Source organism: Sphingomonas sp. G5, from assembly GCF_052660795.1.
Map to the genome: position 1 here is coordinate 1770160 of NZ_CP109660.1, position 26473 is coordinate 1796632.

Sequence of the window (26473 nt, forward strand, 5' to 3'; positions counted from 1 at the left end):
GATGCCTCGCTCTCCTCGCGCCAAAGTGCTCTGGTTCGCCCGACTCGAGCGCCGTTTCCACCGCTGGCGCGAACGTCGAGCGCGCGCCCGCGGCCTGCGTCCGGCCGTCACCGGGTTCCCGGGGTACGGCTCCGAGGAGTGGGTACGCGTTCTCGGCCGCGTGCTGATCGCCCCGCCCATCAAGCGCACCTCCACGGGGGAGTTCGCGAGCCTGCGGGGGTGGCGCAGCTTCGCCGCCGTTCCCGTCGGCTTCGCCCAGGTCGATGTCGTCATCGACGGGGTCACGCACCGCGTCGTCGCGGACCGCGGCGGAGTGATCGACGCGAAGCTCCCCGCGACCCTCTCCCCCGGCTGGCAGACCATCACCATGTCGGTCGAGGGCAGCGAGCCCGCCGAGACACGCGTGTTCATCGTGGGCTCCGGCGTGCGGTTCGGCGTCGTCAGCGACATCGACGACACCGTCATGGTCACGCTGCTCCCGCGCCCGCTGCTCGCCGCCTGGAACTCGTTCGTCGTCGACGAGCACGCGCGCCAGCCCGTGCCGGGCATGGCCGTGATGCTCGAACGCCTCACTCGCGAGCACCCTGGTACGCCGGTGATCTACCTCTCGACCGGCGCATGGAACGTCGCACCGACCCTCACGCGCTTCATGCGCCGACATCTCTTCCCCGCGGGATCGTTCCTGCTCACCGACTGGGGCCCGACGCACGATCGCTGGTTCCGCAGCGGTCGGGAGCACAAGGAACAGAACCTCCGCCGCCTCGCCACGGAATTCCCGCAGGTGAAGTGGCTGCTGGTCGGCGACGACGGGCAGCACGACGACGCGATCTATACCGGGTTCGCCATCGAGCACCCTCAGAACGTCGCCGCGGTGGCGATCCGCAAGCTCCTGCCTGCCGAAGCGGTGCTCGCCGGTGGCCGCACCGTGGTCGACGACCACTCCGCGGCCGAGGTGCCGTGGGTGACCGAGTCCGACGGCGCGGGCCTTCTCGACCGACTCCGCAGCACGGGCGTCATCTCGAACGACGCCTGATCCCGGATGCCGCGGCGCCGGTCGCCGTGCGCCTGTTCGGCGACAAGAGCGCTGGCGGTCGCAACCGGGATCGAGGTGGCGAGTATCGCGAGGCCGTGCTCGGCCGCGGCCCGGCCCGCGGTCCGGTGTCGGAGGGGACGCGTACGGTGGAGGCATGTGCGGTCGATTCGTCGTAGCCAACGTGGCCTCCGAGCTCGTGGGGGTGCTGCGCGTCGACGTCGAGGCCGACGAACTGCCGAAGCCCTCGTACAACATCGCTCCCACCTCGCAGGTGGCGATCGTGCTCGACTCGATCAAGAGCGAGCCACCGGTGCGCCGCCTCGAGGTGGCGCGGTGGGGCCTCATCCCCGGGTGGGCGAAAGACCGCGCAATCGGCGCGCGGGCGTTCAACGCGCGCAGCGAAGACGTCGAAGACAAGCCGATGTTCCGCAACGCGCTCATCAAGCGACGCGCCGTGATCCCGGCATCCGGGTACTACGAGTGGAAGACCACCGACGAGGGCAAGACGCCGCACTACATCCACCCCGCCGACGGGTCGCCCCTTTTCTTCGCGGGGCTCTACGAGTGGTGGAAAGACCCTGCTCTCGCCGACGACGACCCGGCGCGCTGGGTGCTGAGCTGCACGATCCTCACCCGTGACGCGATCGGGCGACTGGGATCCATCCACGACCGCATGCCGTTGTTCATGGACCCCGACTTCGCCGACGCCTGGCTCGACCCCACGACCGAGAACGTCGGAGACATCCTCGATGCGGCCATCGACGCCGCTCCCGACATGGCCGAGACCCTCGACGACCATGTGGTCTCTTCGGCGGTGGGCAACGTCCGCAACGACTCCCCCGAGCTCATCGAGCCGGTCGAGTGACGCAACTCGCGACTCACAACGTCCTGACGCGCGAAGAGTGGACGGCCGCCGTCGAGGCACACGCGGCACGAGCCGACGCGCTCACGGCCGATCACCGCGCTCGTGCGAGCCGGGCGCAGAAGCACCCGGTCGAGGACTTCCTCTTCACGTACTACTCCTACAAGCCCGCGATTCTGCGACGGTGGCACCCGGGGGCGGGCGTCCTGCTCGAGGGGGCCGGAGAGCGCTCCACGTGGCGCTGGTACCGGACCGAGGGCGCCGGAGTACAGGTGGATGCCGAGCGTTTCCGTACCGAGAAGGGGTCGATGTACCGCGGGATCGTCAACCTGCTGCGTGCAACGCTCGACCGACCCGCACGGTTCGGATGCTTCGGGCTGCACGAGTGGGCCATGGCCTATCGCTCCGACGAGGTGCGGCACGCCGTTCCGCTGCGTCTCGGCCGCGACGGTACGGACGCGGTGGTCGACGCCCACGACCTCACGTGCACGCACTTCGACGCTTTCCGGTTCTTCACTCCCGAGGCGGTACCACTCAACCGCACACCGCTCCGACGCGAGGACCAGGCCGCGCGCGAGCAGCCCGGGTGCCTGCACGCCGGAATGGATGTCTACAAGTGGGCCGTGAAGCTCGGACCCTTGGTTCCCGGTCCGCTGCTGCTCGACGCGTTCGAGCTCGCGCGCGACATCCGCGCGCTCGATATGCAGGCCTCGCCGTACGATCTCACCGCGTGGGGCTATGCGCCGGTGCCCATCGAAACGCCCGAGGGGAAGAGCGAGTACGTTGCGCGACAGAGAGCCCTCAGCGCTCGCGCCCAGCGGTTGCGAAGGGTCGTCCTGCTCGCGGTGGCGGCCTCCGACGACACGCCCGGCGGCGCCGATTTCTTGCACTCCCGATCTGTGTTGTAAGCTCATGGAGTTGCCTCAAACGGGGCGGAAAACAGAAAATGGGCCTGTGGCGCAGCTGGTAGCGCACCTGCATGGCATGCAGGGGGTCAGGGGTTCGAGTCCCCTCAGGTCCACCACAAGAGAAAGCCTCCGCTTCGCGGGGGCTTTCGTCGTTCGGTGAGCGCTTCTCGGGCTCCCGCTGCGCACCGGATTCGGATCTTCGCATCGATAGCGGATGCAAGGGGCCGCGGCATCCGATTCTGCTGACGCGATCCGATTCCGGCGCGTTTGGTGAGCGACGCGACGCGACGCGCGAAGGGCTGGACCTCGACCCCGGATGCCGCGACCCGGCGCACGCGCGAACGATCCCCACCCCGCGTGGTGAGGGCGCCTCCCCCGACGGAAGAGGCGCCCTCACCACGGTCTCAGCGGGCCACCACCGTCTCGCGCGACTTCTGCTGCTGCGCCTCGCGCATCACCAGTTCGTCGTCGAGCCAGTTCGGTGCCTTATTGCGCAGGGCGAAGACGTACACGGCGAGAGATGCGGCGATGATGACCGTCACGTAGACGATGAACAGCGGCACCTGCTCGGCCGACTGCGCCCCGGCGTAGAGCAGCGGCGCCGTCCCGCCGAACAGCGAGTTGGCGAGGGCGTAGCCGAGCCCGACGCCCAGGGCGCGCACGTGCGTCGGAAACAGCTGCGCCTTCACGAGCGCGTTGATCGAGGTGTACCCGGTGAGGATCACGAAGCCGCCGAGGAGGATCGCGAAGGCGGCGAACTCGTTGGTCTGCTGCGGAAGCATGGTGATGAGGAACCAGGTGTACAGCACACCGCCGACGCCGAAGAAGACCAGGAGCGACTTGCGTCCGACCTTGTCGGACAGCCAGCCGCCGAGGGGCTGCATGAGCATCAGCGCGGTCAGCGCGATGAGGTTGATGACGGTGCCGGTGACGACGTCTCCCCCCGAGAAGGCGGTCTTGACGATGTTCGGCCCCGTGACCGAGTAGGTGTAGAACGCGACGGTGCCGCCGGCGGTGATGGCGAAGCACAGCAGGAGCGGTCGCCAGTTGTTGACGAGAAGGTCGCGCATCGACCCGGAGTCCTTCGCGCGACCGGCCTTGGTGTCGTCGAGCACGTGCTTCTCGAGCGACTCGTCCATGGTGCGACGCATCCAGAACACCGCCACCGCTGCGACGCCGCCGATGGCGAAGGCGACGCGCCAGCCCCAGGTCGAGATGGCCTCTTCGTCGAGGGTCAGCACCATGATCAGCAGTGTCGTCTGAGCGAGGACGTGTCCGCCGACGAGCGTGACGTAGTGGAACGACGAGAGGAACCCGCGGCGGCCGGGCATGGCCGCCTCGGACATGTACGTGGCACTCGTGCCGTACTCGCCGCCGGTGGCGAAGCCCTGCAGCAGGCGCGCGAACACGAGGATCACGACGGCGCCGACGCCGATCGCCTCGGCGGTGGGCGCGAACGCGATGATCAGCGAACAGAACGCCATGAGCGACACCGACACGGTCAGCGACAGGCGGCGGCCGTATCGGTCGGCGAAGCGGCCGAAGAACCACGAGCCGATCGGCCGCATGAGGAAGGTGACGGCGAAGATCGCCCACACGTAGATGGTGGAGTTCTTGTCATCGGAGCTGAAGAACTGCGACTCGAAGTACACCGCGAAGACGGAGTAGACGTAGACGTCGTACCACTCCACGAGGTTGCCGGCCGAGCCTTTGAGGGTGTTCGAGATCGAACGCCGCAGACTCGTGGGGATCGTTGTCGTCGTCGACATGAGGAATCCGATCGGTCGAGGGACGTTGGTCGTCTCGTCACCGCCGGCAGAGGAGCCTCCGGCGGCGGTGACGAGGCGTATGGGCCATCGTGGTGGCCGACGGCTCGGTCGATCGAGATCCTTACAGTGGCCTTACATTGGGCACCACGGCGACGTGGAGCCTGTGTCTACGATGGAGCATGCACGTACTCGTCGCCGAGGACGACGGCTCGGTCGCCGCGGCCCTCGTCTCGGCCCTGAGCCGCGCCGGCCACACGTGCACCCGCGTCTCGCGGGGCAGCGACGTGCTTCTGCGCCACCGCGAGGTACAGGCGGTGCTGCTCGACCTCGGCCTCGAGGACAGGGACGGGCTCGACGTGCTGCGCGATCTGCGCGACGTGAGCCAGATCCCCGTCATCGTGGTGACCGCACGCGGCGACGAGCGCTCGACGGTCCGTGCCCTTTCTCTCGGTGCCGACGACTACCTCGTCAAGCCCGTGCGCCTCCACGAACTCCTCGCCCGCCTGATCGCCGTCACGCGCCGATACAATCCCCCCGCAGAGCCGACGCGGGTAGAGACATCGGCGCTGTCGATCGACGTCGACGCCCGGCGCGTCAGCATGGCGGGCCGCGATGTCGCCCTCACGCCGAATGAATTCGGCATCCTGCTCTCGCTCGCCCGTCGGGCGGGGACCGTCGTGAGTCGCCGGGTCATCCTCGACGAGGTGTGGGGCGACGCCTACGCCGCGTCGTCGCGCTCGTTCGACGTTCACATGGGGCAGGTGCGGCAGAAGCTGCCCGATCTCACCATCACGACGGTCCGCGGCTTCGGCTACCGCCTCGAGGACGCACCGTGAGACGGCGCGTTCTGCTCCCCCTGCTCGTCTTCGGGCTCATCGCTGTGATCGCGGTGCTCATCCCGATCGCCCAGTCCATCGCCGACTCGCGCACGCAGCAGATCGCCCTGCAGCGCCAGGCGTCTCTCGATCAGGTCGTGCAGCGCGCGAGAACCGCTCTCGTGCAGGGAGGGACGTCGAGCCTGCAGGCGTACGTCGACCGCTTCCACGCCGTATACGGCGAGGCGGTGCTCGTGCTCGATGAGAAGGGAGATGCGGTCGCCTCCGCGGGCGGCCTCTCCCCCGGTCTCGACGTGCGATCCATCGCCGGAGCGGCGTCGCGGGCGATCCCACAGGTGTCGCTGCCCCGCGTCACGCCCTGGGCGCCGGACACCGCGCTGGTCGCCGTACCGGTGATCGCGGCGGGTGACCTGTCAACGGGAGTGGTGGTCCTCGAGGTCGACTTGGCGCGCGCGAAGGCCGACGTCGCGTCGGCCTGGGTGCTGGTGGTCATCGTCGGGCTGCTGCTGCTGGCCGCTCTCATGGGGGCCTCTCTGCTCTGGACGCGGTGGATTCTGCGCCCCGTGCGCGCTCTCGACTCCGCCGTAGCCGCCCTCACGGCCCATCGTGAGGCGGTTCCGCTGCGGCCGACCGGGCCGCCCGAGCTGCGACGCCTCAGCCGCGCCTTCACGACCATGACCGACGAGGTCGAGAACACCCTCGAGCAGCAGCGCGGCTTCGTGGCCGACGCGTCGCACCAGTTGCGTACTCCCCTCGCCGCCATCCGGCTTCGCGTCGATTCGCTGCCCCGGGATCCGGATGCCGCGGACGACCTCGCCGCGGTCGACCACGACCTCGACCGACTCGAGCACACGGTCGAGCGCATGCTGACCCTCGCCAACGCCGAGCACCGCGCCTCGGCCTCGCGACAGGGATACGACGCCGCGCGGGACGAGGGCGCTCAGCGCGAGTGCCGGGTGTCGGCATCCGAACTCGGCGATCTGCACCGGTGGCGACTCGACGAGGCAGGCGTGATGCTCGACGCCTCGGACGACACCGTCGTCGTCGTCCCGTGCGGCCGCGCCGACCTCGAAGAGATGGTGCAGGTGCTGTTCGACAACGCCGCGAACTACGCCGGCCACGGGGCGCGCGTGCGCCTCGCCCTGCGCGAAGACGATCGGGGCGTGTCCCTGCACGTCGACGATTCGGGCGCGCACCTCGCGGACGCGGATCTCGACAGCATGGGAACACGCTTCTGGCGTGCGGGGGCCCACCGGTCATCGCCCGGCACGGGCCTGGGCCTCGCGATCGTCGCCGAGCTGATGCGCACCGCCGGCGGCAGCCTTCGCCTCGAGCGCTCACCCCTCGGCGGGCTCGGGGCCCGGCTCGAGTGGACGCGGCCGTGAGTACGCTGACCCGCCGCGCGTTCCTCTCCGTGGCTGCCGGAATGGGAGCGGCCTCGCTCGTCGCCTGCTCCACGCCCGCGACGACACCGCTGGTGCTGGGGTGCGGTGAGGCGGGCGGAAGCTACCTGGAGTTCGGTCATCTGCTGGCCGCCGCGACGCGATCGTCGAGCGTCGTGACCGTCTCGCCGCTCGCCACCGAGGGCAGCATCGACAACCTCCGCCTCCTGCGGGAACGCGCCGTAGACCTCGGGCTGTCGCTGGTGGATTCGGCAGCAGATGTCGGCAACGACGTCGTCGCGATCGGGCGGGTCTACCAGAACTACCTGCAGTGCATCGTGCGCGCGGACGCGGGGATCTCGCAGCTCGCCGACCTCGCGGGGCGCACGGTCTCGCTGGGCGCCCCGGGATCCGGCGCGGCCGCGACCGCCCGACGCGTCCTCGATGCCTCGGGGGTGATTGCGGCGGGGCCGGGGCGACCGAACACGGTGGAGCGCACGTTCCGCGAAGCCGTGGACGACGTGGCCGCGGCGCGGATCGACGCGTTCTTCTGGTCGGGCGGCGTTCCCACCCCGCAGATCTCGGAGCTGGCGCAGCAGGTGCCGGTCATGGTCATCGACACGACGCCCGCTCTCTCCGTCCTGAGCGCGCGGTACCCCGACGTCTATGCGGCAACGACGATCCCTTCCGGCGTCTACGGCGCGGCGCGGGCGGTACCCACGATCGGCGTCGCCAACCTCCTGCTCGCCCGCGCCGATCTCGCCGACGGTGTGGCCCGTGCGCTCGTCGACGCCCTCATCGATGACGCCCCGGGCCTCGTGCCCCCCGATGCCCTCGGCATCCAGTACCTGACTCCTGCGAGCCTCATCGACACCTCGCCCCTCGCGCTGCACCCCGCGGCCGAGCGTCGGTATCGCGAGCGGTACGGCTGAACGGCCTCAGTTCACGCAGGGTACCGACCCCGCTCGCATCGGTTGCTGCGAGTCGGTGTACACCGACGACGTCGGGCTGGGCGACGCCGACGGGGCGGTCGTCGCGGGGGCGTCGGTCGCCGACGGGGCGGCACTCGTGCCGGCATCCGGGGTGGCGGCGGGCGCCGGGTGAAGCAGGGCGGCGACCTGGGCGGCGATCGCCTTCTGATCGACGATGTTCACGCTCTCGCCGTCGATCGTGCCGAAGCGCTCGACCGGCAGGGTCTGGAACGTGACGTCTCCCCCGGCGAGGCGCTGGGCGGTCGAGGCGAGGCTGAGCAGGTCGAAGCCCTTGTCGACGGCCACGTACTGCTTCGCGGTGTCGAGCAGATCCTGCAGGCGTCCGAAGTCGGTGAACGTCTGGGCATCGCGGAGCTTCAGGGCGAGCGACACCATGAAGGCCTGCTGACGGCGCGTGCGGTCGAGGTCGGTGAGGAAGACGTTCCGGTACTCGGTGTCGCGACGCTGACGCACGAAGGCCATCGCCTGCGACGCGTCGATCTGCTGCGGCCCCGCCGCGAAGTCGGCACCGGAATAGGTGTCGGCCGTCGCGTGGTTCAGACACACCGAGATGGGCTGCACGGCCTGGGCGACCCGGTAGAACGCCGCCATCGTCACCTCCACGAAGTGGTCGATCGGCACGCCACCGAGGAACTGCGACACCGTCTGCAGCTCCTCGGTGCGAGCGGCGTCGCGTGCCTGTTGATACGCGTCGTCTTCCGAGACACCCGCAGCGCGGAGCTCGTCGTCCTTCGCGGCGAAGGCTCGTCCGTAGGCCTCTTTGATCTTGCCCTTCTTCGTTCCGCCGGGGGCTCCCGCATAGTCGACGTAGTCGTCGCGCGGGATCGACACGGCGACCGCCTGGCCGCCGCCGGCCGGGATGTGCACGTACATCAGGACGTTCGTGTTGTAGCCGCCGACGGAGGCGTCCTCGGCATGGATCGCGTCGTAGATCTCCTGCGGGTAGGGCTTGCCGTCCTCATCCACGCGGCTGTCGAGCCCCATGATGAGGATGTTCTGCTCCCCCTCGTCCTGGGCGACCCCCGGAGCGGCGACCGGCATCACGGCATCGGAGTGATGGATGCCGCTGGCCGCCCCCGCGAGATTCACGGCGACGAACGCCACCGTACCGACGACCACCGTGGTGGCGACAGCGGCGACGATGAGCAGAAGCCGGCGACGGTTGCGCCGGACGCGATGCGAGGTCGGTGACACCGCCCCAGCATGCGCCACCGCGGCTATGAATCCGGCGTATGAACGAGAACGCCCCCTGCCAGAGGCAGAGGGCGTCGACGGGGAGAACGTCAGTCGGCGGCGTGTGCCGGCGTGGGCAGCTCGATCGGAACGACCGGGCAGTCCTTCCACAGGCGCTCGAGGCCGTAGTACACGCGCTCTTCCTCGTGGAAGACGTGCACGACCAGGTCGCCGAAGTCGAGAAGGATCCAGCGGGACTCCTGGCGACCCTCGCGACGCACGCGCTTGTGGCCGTGCTCGAGGAGCTTTTCCTCGACCTCGTCAGCGATCGCGGCGACGTTGCGCTCGTTGCGACCGGTGACGAGGAGGAAGATGTCGACGAGCGGGAGGGGCTCGGAGACGTCGAGGGCGACGATGTCATCGCCGCCCTTCGCGTCGGCGGCGAGGGCGGCGATCTGCGCCATCTCGCGACCGTTATCGGTGGCTGTCATCGGAAGACTCCTGTCGTGAAGGCGAGGCCGAGGGTGACGGCCACCGCCAGGAAGAGAGCACCGGTCGTGATGATGAGCCCGATGAGGAGCTTGCTCCCCTTCTCGGGCGCCGGCGGACGAATGATCTCGCCGGGTTGCTTGACCGTGCTGATCGCGGCACTCGCAGCGATCGGGGTGGGTGACGAGGCGGGCGGGAGCTCGCCGTCGAGGAGCACCGCGTCGGCGTCACGGCCGTCGGTGGTGCCGGGTGCGTGGCCGACCGAGCCCAGGCCTTCGGGCAGTTCGAAGGTGCCCGTGATCATGACCTCGCCGGTCGCGGTGACGGGGCCCACCAGCGGAACGCCGGTCGGGGTCTGCGACAGGATCAGCGCGTTCGGGGTCGACACGCCGCCGCTCGCGGCCGCGTTGCGTGAGAGCAACTGGTCGAACGAGTCGGGAAGGGTGACCCCGGGTGTCGCACCGTCGAGCAGGTCGGAACCGAGGGCCGGGTTCACGACCGAGGCACCGGTACCGGAGTCGGCGGCGACCGGAGCCTCCGCGGTGTCGGGGGCGGCGGGACGGAAGATCGCGGGTTGAACGGACTCGTCTTCGACCTGCGCGGCGGGCGCGGCGTTCTGGCGCGGCATCGACGACTCGAGGTCGGAGCTGATCACGGGCACCGCGGCGGTGCGGATCTTCTCCTGCGCGCGCACCTGGCGGCGGGTGAGTCCGGTGACACCGAAGTCGCCGTCGCGAAACGCGCCGTCGAACGACTCGGGGCGGAGCGCGGGAGCGAAGGACTCGTCGCGCGCGGCGACGCGCGCGGGCTCCTCCGAGACGGCGGGTCCGTGGTCGGGCGATGCCTGGTCGTCTGTGGCGTGCTCGACGGTGGGCTCCGCCACAGCGGGCTCGGAAACCCGGTCGACGACCGGCGCTTCGGGAGCTTCGACCGGTGTCTCGGCATCCGGACTCTCGCCCTGGGGCTGCGGAACGATGATGGGCGTCGCGCCGGTCTGGCGGAGCTCGCGCAGCTGACGACGGGTCAGCGCGGGAGTCTCGGGGTTCTCGGGAGTGCTCATGCTGTGCTCCGGTAGAGGTGGTGCTTCGCGATGTACTGCACGACGCCGTCGGGCACGAGGTACCACACGGGGTGGCCTCGGCGCACACGGGCGCGGCAGTCTGTGGACGAGATCGACAGGGCGGGGATCTCCAGCTGGCTCACGTTCTCGGACGGCAGGCCCTCCGTGGTGAGGACGTGACCCGGGCGAGAGACGGCGACGAAGTGCGCGAGGTCCCACAGTTCCTGGTGGTGACGCCAGCCGAGGATCTGCGCAACCGCGTCGGCGCCGGTGATGAAGAAGAACTCCGCACCCGGGCGCTGACGCTGCAGGTCACGCAAAGTATCGATCGTGTACGTGGGCCCCGCGCGATCGATGTCGACGCGGCTCACGGTGAACTGCGGATTGGATGCCGTGGCGATCACCGTCATGAGGTAGCGGTGCTCGCTCTCGGTGACGTCGTCTTTCTGCCACGGGCGACCCGTCGGCACGAAGACGACCTCGTCGAGATCGAACGATTGAGCGACCTCGCTGGCGGCGACCAGGTGACCGTGATGGATGGGATCGAACGTCCCACCCATGACCCCGATGCGAGGGGCGCGCGTCACCGACATACGGTGGGCCTCAGTGGCCGTGCGCCTCGGGGGTGGGCGTCCCGTGCTTCTGGGTGTACGCCGCAGCCTTGTGCGCGTGGCGGTTTGACACGTTGCGGTATGACAGGGTCACGAGGCTCAGGGCGACGAAGGTCAGGAACGCCACGGCGCCGTACCAGAAGGTCTGGGCCTGGACGTTGCCGCCGTGGTGGGCGCCTTCTTCTGCGGCGTGGGCCAGAAGTGCGACGAAAGTCATCAGTGCTCCGATCAGAGGTCTGCGCGAGGCGCGCGTCCCATTTTAGGCGGTCAGGCGCGTACCTGGCCGTCGCCGCGCCCGAGCCACTTGGTGCTCGTCAGCTCGGCGAGGCCCATGGGTCCGCGGGCGTGAAGTTTCTGGGTCGAGATCCCGACCTCGGCGCCGAAGCCGAACTCACCCCCGTCGGTGAAGCGGGTCGAGGCGTTCACCAGCACCACGGCGGAGTCCACCTCGGCGAGGAAGCGGTCGGCCGCTTCGGGGTCGTCGGTGATGATCGACTCGGTGTGGTGCGTCGAGTACCGACGGATGTGCGCCAGCGCGTGATCGAGGTCGTCGACGACGCGGACGGCGAGGTCGAGGGTGCCGTACTCGCGCGACCAGTCGTCATCGGTCGCCGGGACGACCCGCGAGTCGTGCGCGCGCGTCTCGTCGTCGCCGTGAACGGTCACGCCGGCAAGGTCGAGGGATGCCAGCAGCTCCGGCAGCAGCCGGTCGGCCGCCGTGCGGTGCACGAGCACCGTCTCGACGGCGTTGCAGACGCTCGGGCGCTGTGTCTTGGCGTTGAGCACGATGTCGTGGGCCCAGTCAACGCGCGCGGTGGCGTCGAGGTAGATGTGCACCACCCCGGCACCGGTTTCGATGACCGGAACGGTCGACTCGGTCACGACGGTCTCGATGAGCCCGGCGCTCCCGCGCGGGACCAGGACGTCGACCAGCCCGCGGGCGTTCATGAGGGCCTTCGCCCCGTCGCGGCCGAAGTCGTCGACGCTCTGGATCGCCTCGGGGCTCACGCCCTGGCTCGCCAACGCGTCGCGCATGATTTGCACGAGCCGCGCATTGGTGCTCTGCGCCGCCGACCCGCCGCGCAGCACGACCGCATTGCCGGAGCGCAGCGCGAGCGAGGCGATGTCGACGGTGACGTTGGGACGGGCCTCGTAGATCGAACCGACGACGCCGAAGGGCACGGCGACCTTCTCGAGCGAAAGCCCGTTGGGCAGCGTCCGACTGTCGAGCACGCGACCGACAGGGTCGGGGAGCCCGGCGACGTCGCGGACCGCGGCGGCGAGGGCCGACACGCGCTTCTCGTCGAGCCGCAGCCGATCCAACAGCGCCTCGCCGATGGCATCGTGCCGCCCTCTCTCGAGGTCGAGAGCGTTGGCCGCGACGATCTCGGTCGACGATGCCTCGAGGGCGTCGGCGATCGCGTGCAGGAGCACGCTCTTGCGCCCGGAATCGAGCAGTCCGATGTCGCGCGCGGCGTCTTTGACCAGACGCAGGCGCTCGTCGACGGAGGCGGCGATCACGGTCATGCGCTCAGTGTACCGGCGCGGGTCACGGCACCCACGGGGCCGGTCGACAGGGTCACGGGATCGGGGTGAGGGGCGAACCAGGTGCCCACCGACTCCCCCGAGAGAGCGGATGCGACGAGGTCGGCGCTCGTCACGAGCACACCCACCCCAGCGGTGGAGGCGAGCTTGGCCGCGGAGGCCTTGGTCGCCGCTCCCCCCGTGCCGACGCCGTTGACGACACCCGCTCCGAACTCGAACTCCGATAGGTCGTCGCCCCAGGCGACGTCGGTGATCGGACGCGCACCGGGCTCGCTCGGCGGCCGGGTGAAGAGCGTCTCGATGTCGCTGAGCAGGACCAGCGCATCGGCACCGATCAGCTGCGCTACGAGGGCGGCGAGCCGATCGTTGTCACCGAAGCGGATCTCGTGGGTGGCGACGGTGTCGTTCTCGTTGACGATGGGCAGGATGCCGAGACCCAGCAGCCGCTCCATGGCGCGACGCGCATTGGAGCGGTGCGTGGCGTTCTCGAGATCGCCGGCCGTGAGCAACACCTGCCCCGCGAGAAGGCCGAAACGGTCGAGCGAGGTCTGGTAGCGCCACATGAGGACGTTCTGTCCGACCGCGGCGGCGGCCTGCTGGGTTGCGAGGTCGTGAGGACGGCCTTCGAGATCCAACAGGGGGAGGGCGGTCGCGATGGCACCCGAGGACACGAGGACGACCTCGGTGCCGGCGCCGTGAGCGCGAGACAGAGCCTCGACGATGGTGTCGATGCGGTGCGCACCGTCGCCGCTGATGGACGACGACCCGACCTTCACCACGACGCGAGCGGCGCCGGGGATATCGGCGCGCGTCGTCGCGGTCACCGCTCCTCGTCCTCGAGAGAAGCCGAGGAGGACTCGCCGTCGGGCGAGATCCCCACCGCACGCGCCGCGCGTCGCTCGGCCTCGAGCTCGGCGCGGGCGTCGGCTTTGGCATCCATCCGCTCGTGATACTCGGCGCGACGCTCCGACGAGGTGCGGCGGGAGTTCTGCACCAGGCGCGGGTCGGTACCGCGCGGGGCCGTCATCAGCTCGGCGGCCGAGGTGAGGGTGGGCTCCCAGTCGAAGACGATGCCGTCGCCGGGCCCGATGACCACGGTCGCGCCCGCCACGGCACCGGCGCGGAACAAGCCGTCTTCCACGCCGAGGCGCGCGAGGCGGTCGGCGAGGTAGCCCACGGCCTCCTCGTTCTGGAAGTCGGTCTGCTGGACCCACTTGACCGGCTTGTCGCCGAGGATGCGGTACACGGGACCGTACGTGCCGCCCTCGACCTTGATCGTGAAGTCCTTCTCGGCACCGCGGGGGCGGATGACGACCCGCTCGGCGGGCGTCTGGTCGATCGTGGCCAGGCGGTGCTGCTCGACGATCTCTCCCAGCGCGAAGGTGAGCTCGCGCAGGCCCGACCGGCTGACGGTCGAGATCTCGAAGACGCGGAAACCGCGGGCCTCGAGGTCGGGGCGCACGAAGTCGGCGAGCTCGTGCGCCTCGGGGACGTCCACCTTGTTCAGGGCGATGATCTGGGGGCGATCGAGCAGGGGAACCTGCCCCTCGGGCACCGGGTAGGCGGCGAGCTCGGCGAGGATGATGTCGAGGTCGCTCAGCGGGTCACGACCCGGGTCGAGCGTGGCGCAGTCCAGGACGTGCACGAGCGCCGTGCAGCGCTCGACGTGGCGGAGGAACTCCAGCCCCAGCCCCTTGCCTTCGCTCGCGCCCTCGATGAGGCCCGGGACGTCGGCGATGGTGTAGCGCGCGTCGCCCGCCTGCACGACGCCGAGGTTCGGGTGGAGCGTGGTGAACGGGTAGTCGGCGATCTTGGGGCGCGCGGCCGACACCGCCGCGATCAGGCTCGACTTGCCCGCCGACGGGAAGCCCACCAGCGCGACGTCGGCGACGGTCTTGAGCTCGAGGACGACGTCGCCCTCGTACCCGGGCGTGCCCAGCAGGGCGAAACCGGGAGCCTTGCGCTTCGGCGAGGCGAGGGCCGCGTTGCCGAGGCCGCCCAGACCGCCCGGGGCCGCGACGAAACGCATGCCGGGGGTGAGCATGTCGACGAGCACGTTGCCGTCGGTGTCCTTCACGACGGTTCCGAGCGGAACCGGAAGCTCCTGGTCCTCGCCGAGGGCACCCGACCGGTGGTCGCCCATGCCGAATCCGCCGTTGCCCGCAGAGCGGTGCGGCGAGTGGTGGTACGACAGCAGGGTCGTGGTCTGCGGATCGGCGACGAGCACGACGTCGCCACCGCTGCCGCCGTTTCCTCCGTCGGGACCGGCCAGCGGCTTGAACTTCTCACGGCGCACCGAGACGCAGCCGTTGCCGCCCTTTCCCGCACGCAGGTGCAGGGTCACGCGGTCGACGAAGGTGACCATGGCGGGTCCTTCCGGGTGTGGCCGGCGAAGCCGACTCGAAAAAAGAAGAGGGGGTGGGCAGCGCCCACCCCCTCGTGCGCCGAAGCGCGGGAATTACTCCGCTGCTGCGGTGACGATGTTGACGACCTTGCGGCCGCCCTTCGCGCCGAACTGGACCGCACCGGGTGCCAGGGCGAACAGCGTGTCGTCGCCACCGCGGCCGACGTTGGCGCCGGGGTGGAAGTGCGTGCCGCGCTGGCGGACGATGATCTCGCCGGCGAGAACGACCTGGCCGCCGAAGCGCTTCACGCCCAGGCGCTGTGCGTTGGAGTCACGACCGTTACGGGTGGAGCTTGCGCCCTTTTTGTGTGCCATCTCTGCGTCTCCTGGCTCTTACTTGATGCCGGTGATCTTGACGCGCGTGAGGTCCTGACGGTGGCCCTGGCGCTTCTTGTAGCCGGTCTTGTTCTTGAACTTCTGGATCACGATCTTCGGACCGCGCTCCTCGCCGAGCACCTCGGCCGTGACCGAGACCTTCGCGAGCTTGTCGGCGTCGGTCGTGACCGCGTCGCCGTCGACGAACAGGACGGCGGGCAGCTGGATGCTCTCGCCGATCTTCGCCTTCTGGCGGTCGAGCACGACGACCGTGCCGACCTGGACCTTCTCCTGGCGGCCGCCGGCGCGCACAACTGCGTAAACCACTTCACACCTGTTTTCGTTCGGGAGCGCGGAGCTCCGGTTGTCTGATGACGTCGGGAGGGCCTCACGGCCCAAGTCTCGGTGCGATCCGGCGAGCAAACCCGCGGGGTCACGCTCCCCACGGGAGTGGACGCGACGCACCAAGGGTCGAGTTTAGCTCACCTCACGGCATCCGGCAAAAGCATTCGACCCGCGTGTCGATCGTAGGATTCTCGGATGGCGATCCTGATCGACGACCCGCAGTGGCCCGCGCACGGACGGCTGTGGGCTCATCTCGTCAGCGACAGCGATCTCGACGAGCTCCATGCCTTCGCCGCGGCGGCCGGAATTCCCAGACGAGCATTCGACCTGGACCACTACGACGTCCCCGACGAGCGGCACGCCGATCTGGTGCGCGCGGGAGCCGAGCACGTGGGCGGTAAGGAGCTCGTGCGACGGCTGCGCGCCTCGGGACTTCGAATCACGGCGCGAGAACGGCGTCCCACACGGTGAGGGGTCACCGTCGGTCACTGCGAGCAAAGCTCTGCGACCGAAGGTGACCCCTGACGCGAGGAATCGCGGGTTCAGGACTCGGTCGACGGCTGTGCGTTCACCGGGGTGCCCGTCAGGGCCGCGGTGGTCACACGACGACGCGAGCGCCCCTGACCCGGAGCCTTGGGCTCGGGCAGGGCCTCGAGCACCGACTCGAGGAGCGCGTCCTTCTCCGTGCGCGGAGCCTTCGGCTCGCGCTTCTTGCGGGGTCGCTTCTCGCGAGCCGGCGCAGGGGCTTCGGAGACGGCTTCGCTCTTCGACTCGAGGACAGCCTCGACGGATGCCACGACCGCCGCCTCGACGACGGCAGGGTCGTCGAGGTTGGGCTTGACGGTCGATGCCGCGATCTGTGCGAGAGCGGACTTGACGCCCTCGGTGATCACGTGGGTGCCCCCTGCCTGGGCGGCCGCTCCCCCGGCGCTGTTCTGCGCGGAGGCGTTGCCGCCACCGTTGCCGTTGCTGTTCCCGTTCCCGTTCGAGGCGCCGCTGTTTCCACGGCCGCGACGGTTGGTCGAGCCGTTGCTGTTGCCGTTCGACGAGCCCGAGGGACGGTGCTTCGCCACCGGGTCGTGGTGCACGATGACACCGCGACCGGCGCACACCTCGCACGCCTCGCTGAAGGTCTCGAGCAGGCCCAGGCCGAGTTTCTTGCGGGTCATCTGCACGAGACCGAGCGAGGTGACCTCGGCGACCTGGTGCTTCGTGCGATCGCGGCTGAGGCACTCGATGAGACGACGCAACACGAGGTCGCGGTTCGATTCGAGCACCATGTCGATGAAGTCGACGACGATGATGCCGCCGATGTCGCGCAGGCGAAGCTGGCGCACGATCTCTTCGGCAGCCTCGAGGTTGTTCTTCGTCACGGTCTCTTCGAGGTTGCCGCCCGAACCGACGAACTTGCCGGTGTTGACGTCGACGACCGTCATCGCCTCGGTGCGGTCGATCACGAGCGAGCCGCCCGACGGCAGCCAGACCTTTCGGTCGAGTGCCTTCTCGATCTGCTCGGTCACGCGGAACGCGTCGAACGGGTCCTGCTCGCCCTCGTACTTCTCGACCCGCTCGAGCAGGTCGGGGGCGACGCCCTGCAGGTACGACGAGATCGTCTGCAGTGCCTCGTCACCCTGGATGAGCATGCGCGTGAAGTCCTCGTTGAAGACATCGCGCACGATCTTCACCAGCAGGTCGGGCTCGGAGTGCAACAGGGCGGGTGCCTGGATCGTCTTGACCTGGCTCGACACGTGCTCCCACTGGGAGGTGAGGCGCTGTACGTCGAGGGTCAACTGCTCCTCGGTAGCGCCCTCCGCGGCCGTGCGCACGATCACACCGGACGACTCGGGGAGCACCTCTTTGAGGATCTTCTTCAGGCGCGCACGCTCGGTGTCGGGAAGCTTGCGGGAGATGCCGTTCATCGTGCCGTTCGGCACGTACACGAGGTAGCGGCCCGGCAGCGAGATCTGGCTCGTCAGGCGGGCGCCCTTGTGCCCGACGGGGTCTTTCGTGACCTGCACGAGGACGCGGTCCCCCGACTTCAGGGCGAGCTCGATGCGGCGAGGCTGGTTGTTGGTCTCGACGCCGTCCCAGTCGACCTCACCGGAGTACAGCACGGCGTTGCGGCCGCGACCGATGTCGACGAACGCGGCCTCCATGCTGGGGAGCACGTTCTGCACGCGACCGAGGTAGACGTTGCCGATGAGCGAGGCGTCCTGGTTGCGTGCGACGTAGTGCTCGACGAGCACGTTGTCTTCGAGGACGGCGATCTGGATACGACCGGACTTCGAGCGCACGACCATGACGCGGTCGACGGCCTCGCGACGGGCGAGGAATTCGGCCTCGGTGACGACGGGGCGACGACGCCCGGCCTCGCGACCGTCACGGCGACGCTGCTTCTTCGCCTCGAGACGCGTGGAGCCCTTGATGCGCTGCGGCTCGGTGATGACCTCGACCGCGCGCTGACGCACGGGCGGAGTGGTGGGAGCATCGGGGGCATCGTCACGGGTGTCGTTCGCTCCCCCGCGGCGGCGGTTACGACGGCGGGCGTTGGCCGAGACGCGCTCGCTGGGGCTCTCGTCATCGCGGTCGTCGAAGTCATCGCGGATCACGACGGGCGGAAGCGCGGGCGCATAGAAGTGAAGGGCCGTCGAGACGGCGGATACGAAGTTCTCCGGAAGCAGGCCGAGCGACACGGCGGTCGGACGGGCGGGCGTCTCGGGCTCGGCGGGGGTCACGGCCTGAGCGGGAGCGACCTCGGGCTGCTCCGTCTCCCTCTCGGCGGGTGTCGAGTCCTCCGAGGCGGAAGCGGATGCCGGCACCCCGGCCTCAGCGATCGGCGCGACCTCATCCGCAGTCGGAGCGGACTGCTCCGACGCGTCGACCTCAGACCGGTCGTCCGCGGCGGCGGGGATGTCCTCCACGTCGAGCACCGCGGGCGCCTCGGTGTCGTCGGCGGCCGCGTCTTCGGCATCCTGGACCGCAGCCTCTTCTTCGTCGACGACGGGGGCGACGTCGGAGGTGGCGGTGTCGGGAGAGATCGGCGTCTCGTCGGTGGGGTTCTGTTCGTCTGTCACATCGGCCATGTCGGGGTACTCCCTGGCGGACGACACCGCGCGTCGTCCGACGAAATCTCATGCGGCGCCGCACCCGGCGGGGCCGCGAACTCACTCGGTCTGCAGCCGGCCTGCGGCCCGGGCTGCGAAGGGCGGTCATCGCCCGAAGTCTTCTGGGTGATGTTCCTGCGGCGCGGCCGCGGTCACATCGGCCTTCATTATCGCACGAAGTGCCGGGAACGCCCACGACCGGCGCGATTGCCGATACCCATCGACGGAGACATTTCGCGCCGGGCGGGGCCTCGATATGGTCGAAGCTCCGGCGAAGGGGGCCAGCCGGGGAGTGATCATGGCCGCTCATCCCGCTTCGGATCGCACGTTCGCCGACAACACCGTGGGTGTCGTGACGAACGGATCGCCCATCGACTCCTTCGACATCCTGCGCGACGTTCCCGTTCATGCTTTCCCGCACCTTGCGGAGGTTGTGCCGACCCTCGACGGGAACGCGTTCGACGAGACACCGCCCAATGGGAACCGGGTGCTCATGCCCGGGCCTGCGAGTCCGCTTGACACCCACAACGACACGGCGTACGCGAACTCCGTCGCCGTATGGGAGGCGCACTATGCCGCGCGAGGCAGCGGTCCTCCCCCGGGTCTCGACCTCTTCACGGGCGAGGTCGTCGACCACAGCGTCTTCACGACTCACGAGTGAACCCGTTCAAAGCGACCCCATAGCGGCGCGGTGAGAGAATCGCGGCATGAGCGAAACCGTCATTCCCCGCCGTCCGATCGTCGTCGCGATCTGGCTGGTCTTCGCGGGTGTGGTGGGCTGGTGGGCGGCGTTCTCACTCACCATGGAGCGCTTTCATCAGCTGATGAATCCGGGGGCCGCGGCATCCTGTGACTTCAGTGTGCTGGTCCAGTGCTCCACGAACCTCGAGTCCGCGCAGGGCAGCGTGTTCGGCTTCCCCAACCCGATCATCGGGCTGGGCGCGTGGATCGCCCCCATCGTCGTCGGAATGGCACTGCTGGCCGGTGCCCGGTTCGCACGGTGGTTCTGGGCGCTGTTCTGGCTCGGCTTCGTCTTCGCGTTGTGCTTCGTGATCTGGCTCATCGGGCAGAGTCTTTTCGTGCTGGGGACGCTGTGCCCCTGGTGCATGGTGACATGGTCGGTCGTCATCCCCTCGTTTTTCGTCGTGACGTTGCACGTGCTGCGCGAGGGGGTCATCCCCCGCCCCCGCGTGCAAGAGATCGCCGACCGTCTCATGGTCTGGGTGCCGCTCATGACCATCGTGGCTTTCGCGGTCGTCGCGGTGCTGGCGCAGGTGCGCCTGGACGTGCTGTCTCAGCTCTGAGCCGTCGGGTCGCCGCGCAGTCCGGGAAGGTCGCCCGGCCGCCACGACCATCGCGGGTCCCCTCCACGCGGGGGCCGAGGCGCGCGGGGCCGGGCTTCTCAGACAGTCGGCGCACAACGACGAAGGCCGCCACCCCTCACGGGGCGGCGGCCTTCATGGCATCCGGGATCAGGCGAACCAGATGGCGAGCTCGCGCTCGGCGGACTCGACGCTGTCGGATCCGTGGACGAGGTTCTGCTGCACCTTGAGGCCCCAGTCGCGGCCGAAGTCGCCGCGGATCGTGCCGGGGGCGGCGGTGGTGGGATCGGTCGTGCCCGCGAGCGAGCGGAAGCCCTCGATGACGCGGTTGCCGGCGAGGCGGATCGCCACGGAGGGGCCCGACATCATGAACTCGAGCAGCGGCTCGTAGAACGGCTTTCCCTCGTGCTCGGCGTAGTGCTGGGCGAGGGTCTCGCGGTCGGGCTCGACGAGGCGGATGTCGACGAGGGCGTAGCCCTTCGCCTCGATACGGGCCAGGATGGCGCCGGTCAGGCCGCGGGCGACGCCGTCGGGCTTGACCAGGACGAGGGTCTCTTCGGTAGCCATGGGTCATTCTCCGTTCGAGAGGTCGGGGGAAGCGGCGCGTCGTGCGTTCTGCCGATCGAGCGCCGCTCCCTTGATCGTCGCATACGCCCACATGCCACCGAAAATGACGGCGACCACGGCGAGGGCCGGAACGAGGAAGCCTCCGAGCAGCAGCACGACCTGCAGCCCCCACCCGGCGAACAGCGCCCAGCGGTGCCGGAGCGATCCCGATACGGCGACCATCGCGATCGCCATGACGACGCCTCCGACGATCCCCCACCACGGCTCGATACCGAGGGGCAGCACCTTGAGGCCGTAGACCACGAGGCCGCCGAGGAACACGATGATCGACTCGAAGCCGAGGACGACAGCGCCGAGAGACTCCTGGGCGCCGCGTTGACGACGGGGGCGCGGGACGCGAGATTCGCGGGGGCTCATCCCTGCCACCCGGACTTCCAGTCCTCGAGGTCGGCGAGGCGCAGGGCTTCACCGGCGAGCACGACGGACCCGGCGATGACAACGGCTCGGCGGTCCGACTCCGCAGCCCACGACCGAGCCGCGTCCGCGGCGTCTTCGAGCATGGAGTGGACGGTGACCGGCAGCTCGGCCGCCTCGGCGATGTCGGCGATGACGTCGGGATCGGTCGCGCGGTCGCTGGCGGGGGCGGTGGCGAACACACGGGCAACTCCCGGGACGAGCGCCGACACGATGCCGGCGGCATCCTTTCCCTCGAGGATGCCGATCACGGCGCCCCACTCGTCGATGTCGAACGACTCCTCGAGTGCGGCGACGAGGGCGCGCGCGCCGTGCGGGTTGTGCGCGGCGTCGACGAAGACCGTGGGCGACGTGCCGAGGAGCTGCAGGCGACCGGGTGAGGTGGCGTTGCCGAGACCATCGGCGATCACGTCGGCCGCGAGGGGCTGCGTGCCGCCGCCGATGAGCGACTCGACCGCGGCGACCGCGAGGGCGGCGTTGGCGCCCTGATGCGCACCGTAGAGGGGGAGGTAGACCTCGGAGTACGTGCCGGCGACACCGCGGATATCGAGCTGCTGCCCGCCCACCGCCAGGGTCTGGCCCTCCAGGGCAAAACCCTCGCCGGCCACGGCGACCGTGGCCCCCTCCTTCTCGGCGCGAAGGCGGATCACCCGCAGCGCTTCCTCCGGCTGCGCGGCCGACACGACGGCGGCGCCGGGTTTGATGATCCCCGCCTTGACGGTCGCGATCTCGGCGATCGTGGAGCCGAGACGGTCGATGTGGTCGATGTCGATGGGGGCGAACACCGCGACATCGCCGTCGGCGGTGTTGGTGGAGTCCCACTCCCCGCCCATGCCGACCTCGAGCACGAGCACGTCGATCGGGGCATCGGCGCACGCGACGAAGGCGAGCACGGTCAGCAGTTCGAAGAACGTCAGCGGCGCGTCGCCGGCCGCGGCCAGCTCGGCATCCACCATCTCGACGAACGGCTGGATCTCGTCCCACGCGTCGGCGATCGCCGCGTCGGCCACGGGCTCGCCATCGATGAGGATCCGCTCGGTGAAGCGCTCCAGGTGCGGGCTGGTGAACAGGCCCGTACGAAGCCCCATCGCGCGCAGCAGACTCTCGATCATGCGGCTGGTCGACGTCTTGCCGTTCGTGCCCGTCACATGGATGACGCGGTATGTGCGCTGCGGGTCGGCCAGCAGTTCGAGCACGCGGCGCGTGCGCTCGACGCGCGGCTGCACCCACTGCTCGCCCTGTCGTTCGAGCAGCGCCGAGTAGACGGCATCCGCCCTGGTCCGGTCGCTCATGCGGAGGCTCCGATCCGTGCGACGGCCACCGTGACGGCACCGACGTTCGCGTAGGTCTTGGCGGCGATCACCGTCTCGTATTCGGCGGGCGCGAAGTCGCCGCGCTCGATCAGGCGACCCTCGGGACCGGCGAGCACGACGGCCTCGGCGAGGGTCTCGGATGCCACGCCCGCACCGTCGAACGCCTGGGCCACGGCCTGTGCGTCGGCGTCTTCGACGAAGGTGAGCGAGAGGAAGATCCGGTCGCTCACGTCGAAGCCGGCGGCCTTGCGGGTGTCCTGGATGCCGCGGATCATGTCTCGCGCCAGGCCTTCGGCCTCGAGCTCGGAGGTGGTGACGGTGTCGAGCAGCACGAAGCCGCCGCCCGCGAGCACGGCCAGCGCCTCGCCCTCGGGGCGACCCGCGGTCTCGACGACCAGGTCGTACTCGGCGGGATCGAGGGCGATGCCGCCCGCGACGGCCTGTCCGTCGACCTCGCTCCAGTCGCCCTCACGGGCGGCCTTGATCGCCTGCTGCACCTGCTTGCCCAGGCGAGGTCCGGCCGCGCGCGCGTTGACCGAGAGGCGGTGCGTGATGCCGTACTCGGCGGCCGTGCCGTCTTGCAGGGCGACCTGCTCGACGCTCTTCACGTTGAGCTCCTCGCGGAGGATGTCGTCGAACTGCGCCAAGCCCTCGGCATCCGGGGTGACCACCGTCAGACGCGGCAGCGGCAGGCGCACGCGCTTTCCCTCGCGCTTGCGCAGCGCGTTGGCGACGCTCGAGACCTCGCGCACGGTGTCCATCGCGGTGCGGATGTCTTCCGCGGCGGGGAACGCCGAGGCGTCGGGCCAGTCGGTCAGGTGGACGCTCCGTCCGCCCGTGAGGCCCTGCCACACGCGCTCGGTGACCAGCGGCAGCAGCGGGGCGGCGACTCGGGTCAGCGTCTCGAGCACCGTGTACAGCGTGTCGAAGGCCTCGCGGCTCGTCGGGTCGTCGGTCACGCCCACCCAGAAGCGGTCGCGCGAGCGGCGGATGTACCAGTTGGTCAGCACCTCGGCGAAGTCGCGCAGGCGCTCGGCCGCGGTCGTGGAGTCGAGTCCCTCGAGGTCGGCGGCGACGCCCTGCACGAGGTCGCCGGTCAGGGCGAGGATGTAGCGGTCGAGCACGTCGGTCGAGTCGGTGCGCCACTCGGCGGTGTAGCCGTCGGTGCCGGAGGCGTTCGCGTAGGTCGCGAAGAAGTACCACGCGTTCCACAGCGGTAACAGGAACTCGCGCACGCCCCCGCGGATGCCCTCCTCGGTCACGACGAGGTTGCCGCCGCGCAGCACGCTCGACGACATGAGGAACCAGCGCATGGCGTCCGAACCGTCGCGGTCGAACACCTCGCGCACGTCGGGGTAGTTGCGCAGCGACTTCGACATCTTCTGGCCGTCGTTGCCGAGCACGATGCCGTGGCACGACACCCCGGTGTACGCCGGGCGGTCGAACAGCGCGGTCGAGAGCACGTGCATGACGTAGAACCAGCCGCGGGTCTGACCGATGTACTCGACGATGAAGTCGGCCGGGGCGTGCTCGTCGAACCACTCGTGATTCTCGAACGGATAGTGCACCTGCGCGAACGGCATCGAGCCCGAATCGAACCACACGTCGAGCACGTCTTCGATACGTCGCATCGTCGACTGCCCGGTGGGGTCGTCGGGGTTCGGGCGCGTGAGGTCGTCGATGTAGGGGCGGTGCAGGTCGACCTCGCCGTCGGCGTTGACCGGCAGGCGACCGAAGTCGGCCTCCATCTCGGCGAGAGACCCGTACACGTCGACGCGCGGGTGGTTCGGGTCGTCGCTCTTCCAGACCGGGATCGGCGAGCCCCAATAGCGGTTGCGGCTGATCGACCAGTCGCGCGCGCCCTCGAGCCACTTGCCGAACTGGCCCTCCTTGACGTTCTCGGGCACCCACGTGATCTGCTGGTTGTTCGCCAGCAGATCATCCTTGATGTCGGTCACGCGCACGAACCAGCTCGACACGGCCTTGTAGATGAGGGGGTTCCGGCAGCGCCAGCAGTGCGGGTACGAGTGCTCGTACGACGCTTCGCGCAGCAGACGCCCGCTCTGCTTGAGCATCCGGATCAGCGGACGGTTCGCGTCGAGCCACAGTTCGCCCTCGACGTCGGTCACGGCCGACAGGAACCGGCCGCCGTCATCGAGCGAGATGATCGTGGGTAGGCCCGCCGCATCCGCGAGGCGCTTGTCGTCCTCACCGTAGGCCGGCGCCTGGTGCACGATGCCGGTGCCGTCGGACACGGTGACGTAGTCGTCGACGAGGATCTTCCAGGCGTTGCCGGTCCCCCACGTCTCGGCGTCGGCGTAGTAGTCGAACAGGCGGTCGTACGACACGCCCTCGAGCTCGGAGCCCAGGATCGTTCTCTGAACGGCCTCGCGGGCGGCATCCGCGCTGTCGTATCCGAGGTCTTTGGCGTAGTTCGCCAGCAGGTCCTCGGCGAGCAGGTAGCGGTGCGCGACGGCCTCGAACGCCTCGTCGGGAGTGCCGTCGGGCGCGCGGTGCACGTCGGCGGCGCCGCCGGGTCCGCCCTCGATGACCGCGTACCGGATGCCGGGACCCACCGCCAGCGCGAGGTTCGTGGGCAGCGTCCACGGCGTCGTCGTCCAGGCGAGCGCTCGGACGCCGGTGAGGCCCAGCGCTTCGGCCTTCGCCCCGACGAGCGGGAAGGTCACGGTGACCGAGGGGTCCTGTCGCATCTTGTAGACGTCGTCGTCCATGCGCAGCTCGTGCGTCGACAGGGGCGTCTCGTCGCGCCAGCAGTACGGCAGCACGCGGTAGCCCTCGTAGGCGAGGCCCTTGTCGTGGAGCGTCTTGAACGCCCAGAGCACGCTTTCCATGTAGGTCGTGTCGAGCGTCTTGTAGCCGCGGTCGAAGTCGACCCAGCGCGCCTGGCGCGTGACGTAGTCCTGCCACTCGCGCGTGTACTCGAGCACCGACTCGCGGGCCTTCGCGTTGAAGGTGGCCACGCCCATGGCCTCGATCTCGTCCTTCTCGGTGATGCCGAGCTGCTTCATCGCCTCGAGCTCGGCGGGGAGCCCGTGCGTGTCCCACCCGAACACGCGGTCGACTTTCTTGCCGCGCATGGTCTGGAAGCGCGGGAAGACGTCTTTCGCGTACCCCGTGAGCAGATGTCCGTAGTGCGGCAGACCGTTGGCGAAGGGCGGGCCGTCGTAGAACACCCACTCTTGGGCACCCTCACGGTTCGCGATCGAGGCGCGGAACGTGTCGTCGCTCTTCCAGAAAGCGAGCGTGTCGTCTTCGATGGCCGGAAAGCGGGGGCTCGGGACGACGGATGCCGACGACGCAGCGCCCGGGCCGGACATCGGGGTCGTGGCATCCGGTGTCGTGTTCGACGCGTCGGCGGCCGAGCCGAAGGATGAGGGGCGTGGGTAGGTCATGTCACTCCGCGGGTCGAGGTCTCCTCGCCGGGACGACCCTGTCAGGCCGCGGTACCACCCTGCATTGCGCCGTCTTCCGAGGGCGCCGCTCTCACTGCGGCTGTGACGGGCCTGCCCCGCGCGGTTCTACTCCGAGCCTGGACCCGTTTCTTCCGCGAGCTCCCCGGTGATGGCCGGATCGATGCGTGTGCACTCAGTCTACGTCAGCCGCGCGGAGCGCGGTGCGGTCGATGCCTGACCATCGAGTGTCCGAGAAACCCGGACGCGGGGCCGGTGTCGTCCGGGTGTTCTGGACGCTCGCCCCCTGCACGGATCCCGCCGCGTCGAGCGTTCCGAACGTTCTCTTCATCCTGCGCGACCTGAACTGCCCTCGAGTGTCCAAGAAACCCGGACGCGGGGCCGGTGTCGTCCGGGTGTTCTGGACACTCGCCCCCTGCACGGATCCCGCCGCGTCAAATGTTCCGAACGTCCTCTTCATCCTGCGCGACCTGAACTGCCCTCGAGTGTCCAAGAAACCCGGACGTAGGGCCGGTATCGTCCGGGTGTTCTGGACACT

At 69.4% G+C, this 26473-nt stretch carries 25 protein-coding genes and 1 tRNA gene; 10 read left to right on the forward strand and 16 right to left on the reverse strand.

The window, feature by feature from the left end; all coding sequences use genetic code 11:
• Position 1 precedes the first annotated feature (1 nt).
• From NE358_RS08555 to NE358_RS08570, 4 genes are all read left to right on the forward strand, one after another.
• Entirely contained in the window at positions 2 to 1033 is a 1032-nt protein-coding gene (locus NE358_RS08555) for an App1 family protein phosphatidate phosphatase (RefSeq protein WP_103209186.1), read from the forward strand.
• Positions 1034 to 1187: 154 nt separating this feature from the next.
• On the forward strand, positions 1188 to 1898 hold the full coding sequence (locus tag NE358_RS08560; protein ID WP_103209184.1) for an SOS response-associated peptidase: 711 nt from the start codon (positions 1188 to 1190) through the stop codon (positions 1896 to 1898).
• A complete protein-coding gene (locus tag NE358_RS08565; protein ID WP_289942597.1) occupies positions 1895 to 2803 on the forward strand; it encodes a 3-methyladenine DNA glycosylase in 909 nt (302 codons plus the stop codon). The genes NE358_RS08560 and NE358_RS08565 overlap by 4 nt, the downstream gene beginning before the upstream one ends.
• Positions 2804 to 2843: 40 nt before the next feature.
• Positions 2844 to 2919, forward strand: a tRNA-Ala gene (locus tag NE358_RS08570).
• 288 nt (positions 2920 to 3207) lie between these two features.
• On the opposite strand, the gene NE358_RS08575 is transcribed toward NE358_RS08570, so the two are convergent.
• The gene (locus NE358_RS08575; RefSeq protein WP_116239851.1) at positions 3208 to 4572 is read right to left on the reverse strand and encodes an MFS transporter; all 1365 of its coding nucleotides are present in this window, start codon (positions 4570 to 4572) and stop codon (positions 3208 to 3210) included.
• Positions 4573 to 4751: 179 nt separating this feature from the next.
• On the opposite strand from NE358_RS08575, the gene NE358_RS08580 reads away from it, so the two are divergent.
• From NE358_RS08580 to NE358_RS08590, 3 genes are read left to right on the forward strand one after another with little or no spacing between them, the layout of a single operon-like run.
• Positions 4752 to 5408 carry a response regulator transcription factor gene (locus NE358_RS08580; RefSeq protein WP_103209175.1) on the forward strand — a complete coding sequence of 219 codons (657 nt, stop codon included), beginning with the start codon at positions 4752 to 4754 and terminating at the stop codon, positions 5406 to 5408.
• Positions 5405 to 6793 (forward strand): sensor histidine kinase, encoded by a 1389-nt coding sequence (locus NE358_RS08585; RefSeq protein WP_289942598.1) that lies wholly within the window; start codon positions 5405 to 5407, stop codon positions 6791 to 6793. The genes NE358_RS08580 and NE358_RS08585 overlap by 4 nt, the downstream gene beginning before the upstream one ends.
• Entirely contained in the window at positions 6790 to 7722 is a 933-nt protein-coding gene (locus NE358_RS08590) for a TAXI family TRAP transporter solute-binding subunit (RefSeq protein WP_289942599.1), read from the forward strand. The genes NE358_RS08585 and NE358_RS08590 overlap by 4 nt, the downstream gene beginning before the upstream one ends.
• A gap of 6 nt (positions 7723 to 7728) precedes the next feature.
• Here NE358_RS08590 and NE358_RS08595 read toward each other — a convergent pair whose 3' ends face one another.
• From NE358_RS08595 to rplU, 10 genes are all read right to left on the reverse strand, one after another.
• Positions 7729 to 8976 carry an LCP family protein gene (locus NE358_RS08595; protein WP_289942600.1) on the reverse strand — a complete coding sequence of 416 codons (1248 nt, stop codon included), beginning with the start codon at positions 8974 to 8976 and terminating at the stop codon, positions 7729 to 7731.
• A gap of 89 nt (positions 8977 to 9065) precedes the next feature.
• Positions 9066 to 9446 (reverse strand): ribosome silencing factor, encoded by a 381-nt coding sequence (rsfS, locus tag NE358_RS08600; RefSeq protein WP_103209164.1) that lies wholly within the window; start codon positions 9444 to 9446, stop codon positions 9066 to 9068.
• On the reverse strand, positions 9443 to 10504 hold the full coding sequence (locus NE358_RS08605) for a hypothetical protein (RefSeq protein ID WP_141377813.1): 1062 nt from the start codon (positions 10502 to 10504) through the stop codon (positions 9443 to 9445). The genes rsfS and NE358_RS08605 overlap by 4 nt, the downstream gene beginning before the upstream one ends.
• Positions 10501 to 11091, reverse strand: a complete 591-nt coding sequence (gene nadD / locus NE358_RS08610; RefSeq protein ID WP_499318556.1) for a nicotinate-nucleotide adenylyltransferase — start codon at positions 11089 to 11091, stop codon at positions 10501 to 10503. The genes NE358_RS08605 and nadD overlap by 4 nt, the downstream gene beginning before the upstream one ends.
• 16 nt (positions 11092 to 11107) lie before the next feature.
• Positions 11108 to 11332 (reverse strand): hypothetical protein, encoded by a 225-nt coding sequence (locus tag NE358_RS08615; RefSeq protein WP_103209158.1) that lies wholly within the window; start codon positions 11330 to 11332, stop codon positions 11108 to 11110.
• A 50-nt stretch (positions 11333 to 11382) separates the two neighbouring features.
• The gene (locus NE358_RS08620; RefSeq protein WP_289942601.1) at positions 11383 to 12642 is read right to left on the reverse strand and encodes a glutamate-5-semialdehyde dehydrogenase; all 1260 of its coding nucleotides are present in this window, start codon (positions 12640 to 12642) and stop codon (positions 11383 to 11385) included.
• Positions 12639 to 13484, reverse strand: a complete 846-nt coding sequence (gene proB, locus NE358_RS08625) for a glutamate 5-kinase (RefSeq protein ID WP_141377810.1) — start codon at positions 13482 to 13484, stop codon at positions 12639 to 12641. The genes NE358_RS08620 and proB overlap by 4 nt, the downstream gene beginning before the upstream one ends.
• Complete coding sequence (obgE, locus tag NE358_RS08630) at positions 13481 to 15025, reverse strand: GTPase ObgE (RefSeq protein WP_103209151.1); 1545 nt, start codon at positions 15023 to 15025, stop codon at positions 13481 to 13483. Before obgE ends, proB begins: the two co-directional genes overlap by 4 nt.
• A gap of 93 nt (positions 15026 to 15118) precedes the next feature.
• Positions 15119 to 15379, reverse strand: coding sequence for a 50S ribosomal protein L27 (gene rpmA, locus NE358_RS08635; protein WP_055836932.1), 261 nt, complete (start codon positions 15377 to 15379; stop codon positions 15119 to 15121).
• Between the two features lie 18 nt (positions 15380 to 15397).
• Positions 15398 to 15706, reverse strand: a complete 309-nt coding sequence (rplU, locus tag NE358_RS08640) for a 50S ribosomal protein L21 (RefSeq protein ID WP_055836929.1) — start codon at positions 15704 to 15706, stop codon at positions 15398 to 15400.
• A 213-nt stretch (positions 15707 to 15919) separates the two neighbouring features.
• Between rplU and NE358_RS08645 the strand changes: the two genes are divergently transcribed.
• Positions 15920 to 16195, forward strand: coding sequence for a DUF4031 domain-containing protein (locus NE358_RS08645; protein WP_103209149.1), 276 nt, complete (start codon positions 15920 to 15922; stop codon positions 16193 to 16195).
• Positions 16196 to 16266: 71 nt separating this feature from the next.
• Here NE358_RS08645 and NE358_RS08650 read toward each other — a convergent pair whose 3' ends face one another.
• Entirely contained in the window at positions 16267 to 18807 is a 2541-nt protein-coding gene (locus NE358_RS08650; protein ID WP_289942602.1) for an Rne/Rng family ribonuclease, read from the reverse strand.
• A gap of 319 nt (positions 18808 to 19126) precedes the next feature.
• On the opposite strand from NE358_RS08650, the gene NE358_RS08655 reads away from it, so the two are divergent.
• Both NE358_RS08655 and NE358_RS08660 read left to right on the forward strand, forming a co-directional pair.
• Complete coding sequence (locus NE358_RS08655) at positions 19127 to 19489, forward strand: hypothetical protein (RefSeq protein ID WP_147301881.1); 363 nt, start codon at positions 19127 to 19129, stop codon at positions 19487 to 19489.
• A 46-nt stretch (positions 19490 to 19535) separates the two neighbouring features.
• A complete protein-coding gene (locus tag NE358_RS08660; protein ID WP_103209142.1) occupies positions 19536 to 20132 on the forward strand; it encodes a vitamin K epoxide reductase family protein in 597 nt (198 codons plus the stop codon).
• Positions 20133 to 20300: 168 nt separating this feature from the next.
• On the opposite strand, the gene ndk is transcribed toward NE358_RS08660, so the two are convergent.
• Genes ndk through ileS form a run of 4 tightly spaced genes read right to left on the reverse strand, consistent with a single transcriptional unit; the run spans position 20301 to position 25917 of the window.
• A complete protein-coding gene (gene ndk / locus NE358_RS08665; RefSeq protein WP_013586434.1) occupies positions 20301 to 20717 on the reverse strand; it encodes a nucleoside-diphosphate kinase in 417 nt (138 codons plus the stop codon).
• A 3-nt stretch (positions 20718 to 20720) separates the two neighbouring features.
• Positions 20721 to 21134, reverse strand: coding sequence for a DUF4233 domain-containing protein (locus NE358_RS08670; RefSeq protein WP_141377801.1), 414 nt, complete (start codon positions 21132 to 21134; stop codon positions 20721 to 20723).
• Positions 21131 to 22483: a bifunctional folylpolyglutamate synthase/dihydrofolate synthase gene (locus NE358_RS08675; protein ID WP_499317650.1), complete on the reverse strand. Its 1353-nt coding sequence runs from the start codon at positions 22481 to 22483 to the stop codon at positions 21131 to 21133. Before NE358_RS08675 ends, NE358_RS08670 begins: the two co-directional genes overlap by 4 nt.
• Complete coding sequence (ileS, locus tag NE358_RS08680) at positions 22480 to 25917, reverse strand: isoleucine--tRNA ligase (protein WP_289937570.1); 3438 nt, start codon at positions 25915 to 25917, stop codon at positions 22480 to 22482. The genes NE358_RS08675 and ileS overlap by 4 nt, the downstream gene beginning before the upstream one ends.
• Between the last annotated feature and the right edge of the window lie 556 nt (positions 25918 to 26473).

Excerpts from the sequence above, each read along its gene's own strand:
- NE358_RS08555 (WP_103209186.1), top strand. The coding sequence starts at position 2 with ATGCCTCGCTCTCCTCGCGCCAAAGTGCTCTGGTTCGCCCGACTCGAG.
- NE358_RS08560 (WP_103209184.1), top strand. The coding sequence starts at position 1,188 with ATGTGCGGTCGATTCGTCGTAGCCAACGTGGCCTCCGAGCTCGTGGGG.
- NE358_RS08575 (WP_116239851.1), bottom strand. The coding sequence starts at position 4,572 with ATGTCGACGACGACAACGATCCCCACGAGTCTGCGGCGTTCGATCTCG.
- NE358_RS08580 (WP_103209175.1), top strand. The coding sequence starts at position 4,752 with ATGCACGTACTCGTCGCCGAGGACGACGGCTCGGTCGCCGCGGCCCTC.
- rsfS (WP_103209164.1), bottom strand. The coding sequence starts at position 9,446 with ATGACAGCCACCGATAACGGTCGCGAGATGGCGCAGATCGCCGCCCTC.
- NE358_RS08605 (WP_141377813.1), bottom strand. The coding sequence starts at position 10,504 with ATGAGCACTCCCGAGAACCCCGAGACTCCCGCGCTGACCCGTCGTCAG.
- NE358_RS08615 (WP_103209158.1), bottom strand. The coding sequence starts at position 11,332 with ATGACTTTCGTCGCACTTCTGGCCCACGCCGCAGAAGAAGGCGCCCAC.
- NE358_RS08620 (WP_289942601.1), bottom strand. The coding sequence starts at position 12,642 with ATGACCGTGATCGCCGCCTCCGTCGACGAGCGCCTGCGTCTGGTCAAA.
- obgE (WP_103209151.1), bottom strand. The coding sequence starts at position 15,025 with ATGGTCACCTTCGTCGACCGCGTGACCCTGCACCTGCGTGCGGGAAAG.
- rpmA (WP_055836932.1), bottom strand. The coding sequence starts at position 15,379 with ATGGCACACAAAAAGGGCGCAAGCTCCACCCGTAACGGTCGTGACTCC.
- NE358_RS08645 (WP_103209149.1), top strand. The coding sequence starts at position 15,920 with ATGGCGATCCTGATCGACGACCCGCAGTGGCCCGCGCACGGACGGCTG.
- NE358_RS08650 (WP_289942602.1), bottom strand. The coding sequence starts at position 18,807 with ATGGCCGATGTGACAGACGAACAGAACCCCACCGACGAGACGCCGATC.
- NE358_RS08655 (WP_147301881.1), top strand. The coding sequence starts at position 19,127 with ATGGCCGCTCATCCCGCTTCGGATCGCACGTTCGCCGACAACACCGTG.
- NE358_RS08660 (WP_103209142.1), top strand. The coding sequence starts at position 19,536 with ATGAGCGAAACCGTCATTCCCCGCCGTCCGATCGTCGTCGCGATCTGG.
- ndk (WP_013586434.1), bottom strand. The coding sequence starts at position 20,717 with ATGGCTACCGAAGAGACCCTCGTCCTGGTCAAGCCCGACGGCGTCGCC.
- NE358_RS08670 (WP_141377801.1), bottom strand. The coding sequence starts at position 21,134 with ATGAGCCCCCGCGAATCTCGCGTCCCGCGCCCCCGTCGTCAACGCGGC.
- NE358_RS08675 (WP_499317650.1), bottom strand. The coding sequence starts at position 22,483 with ATGAGCGACCGGACCAGGGCGGATGCCGTCTACTCGGCGCTGCTCGAA.
- ileS (WP_289937570.1), bottom strand. The coding sequence starts at position 25,917 with ATGACCTACCCACGCCCCTCATCCTTCGGCTCGGCCGCCGACGCGTCG.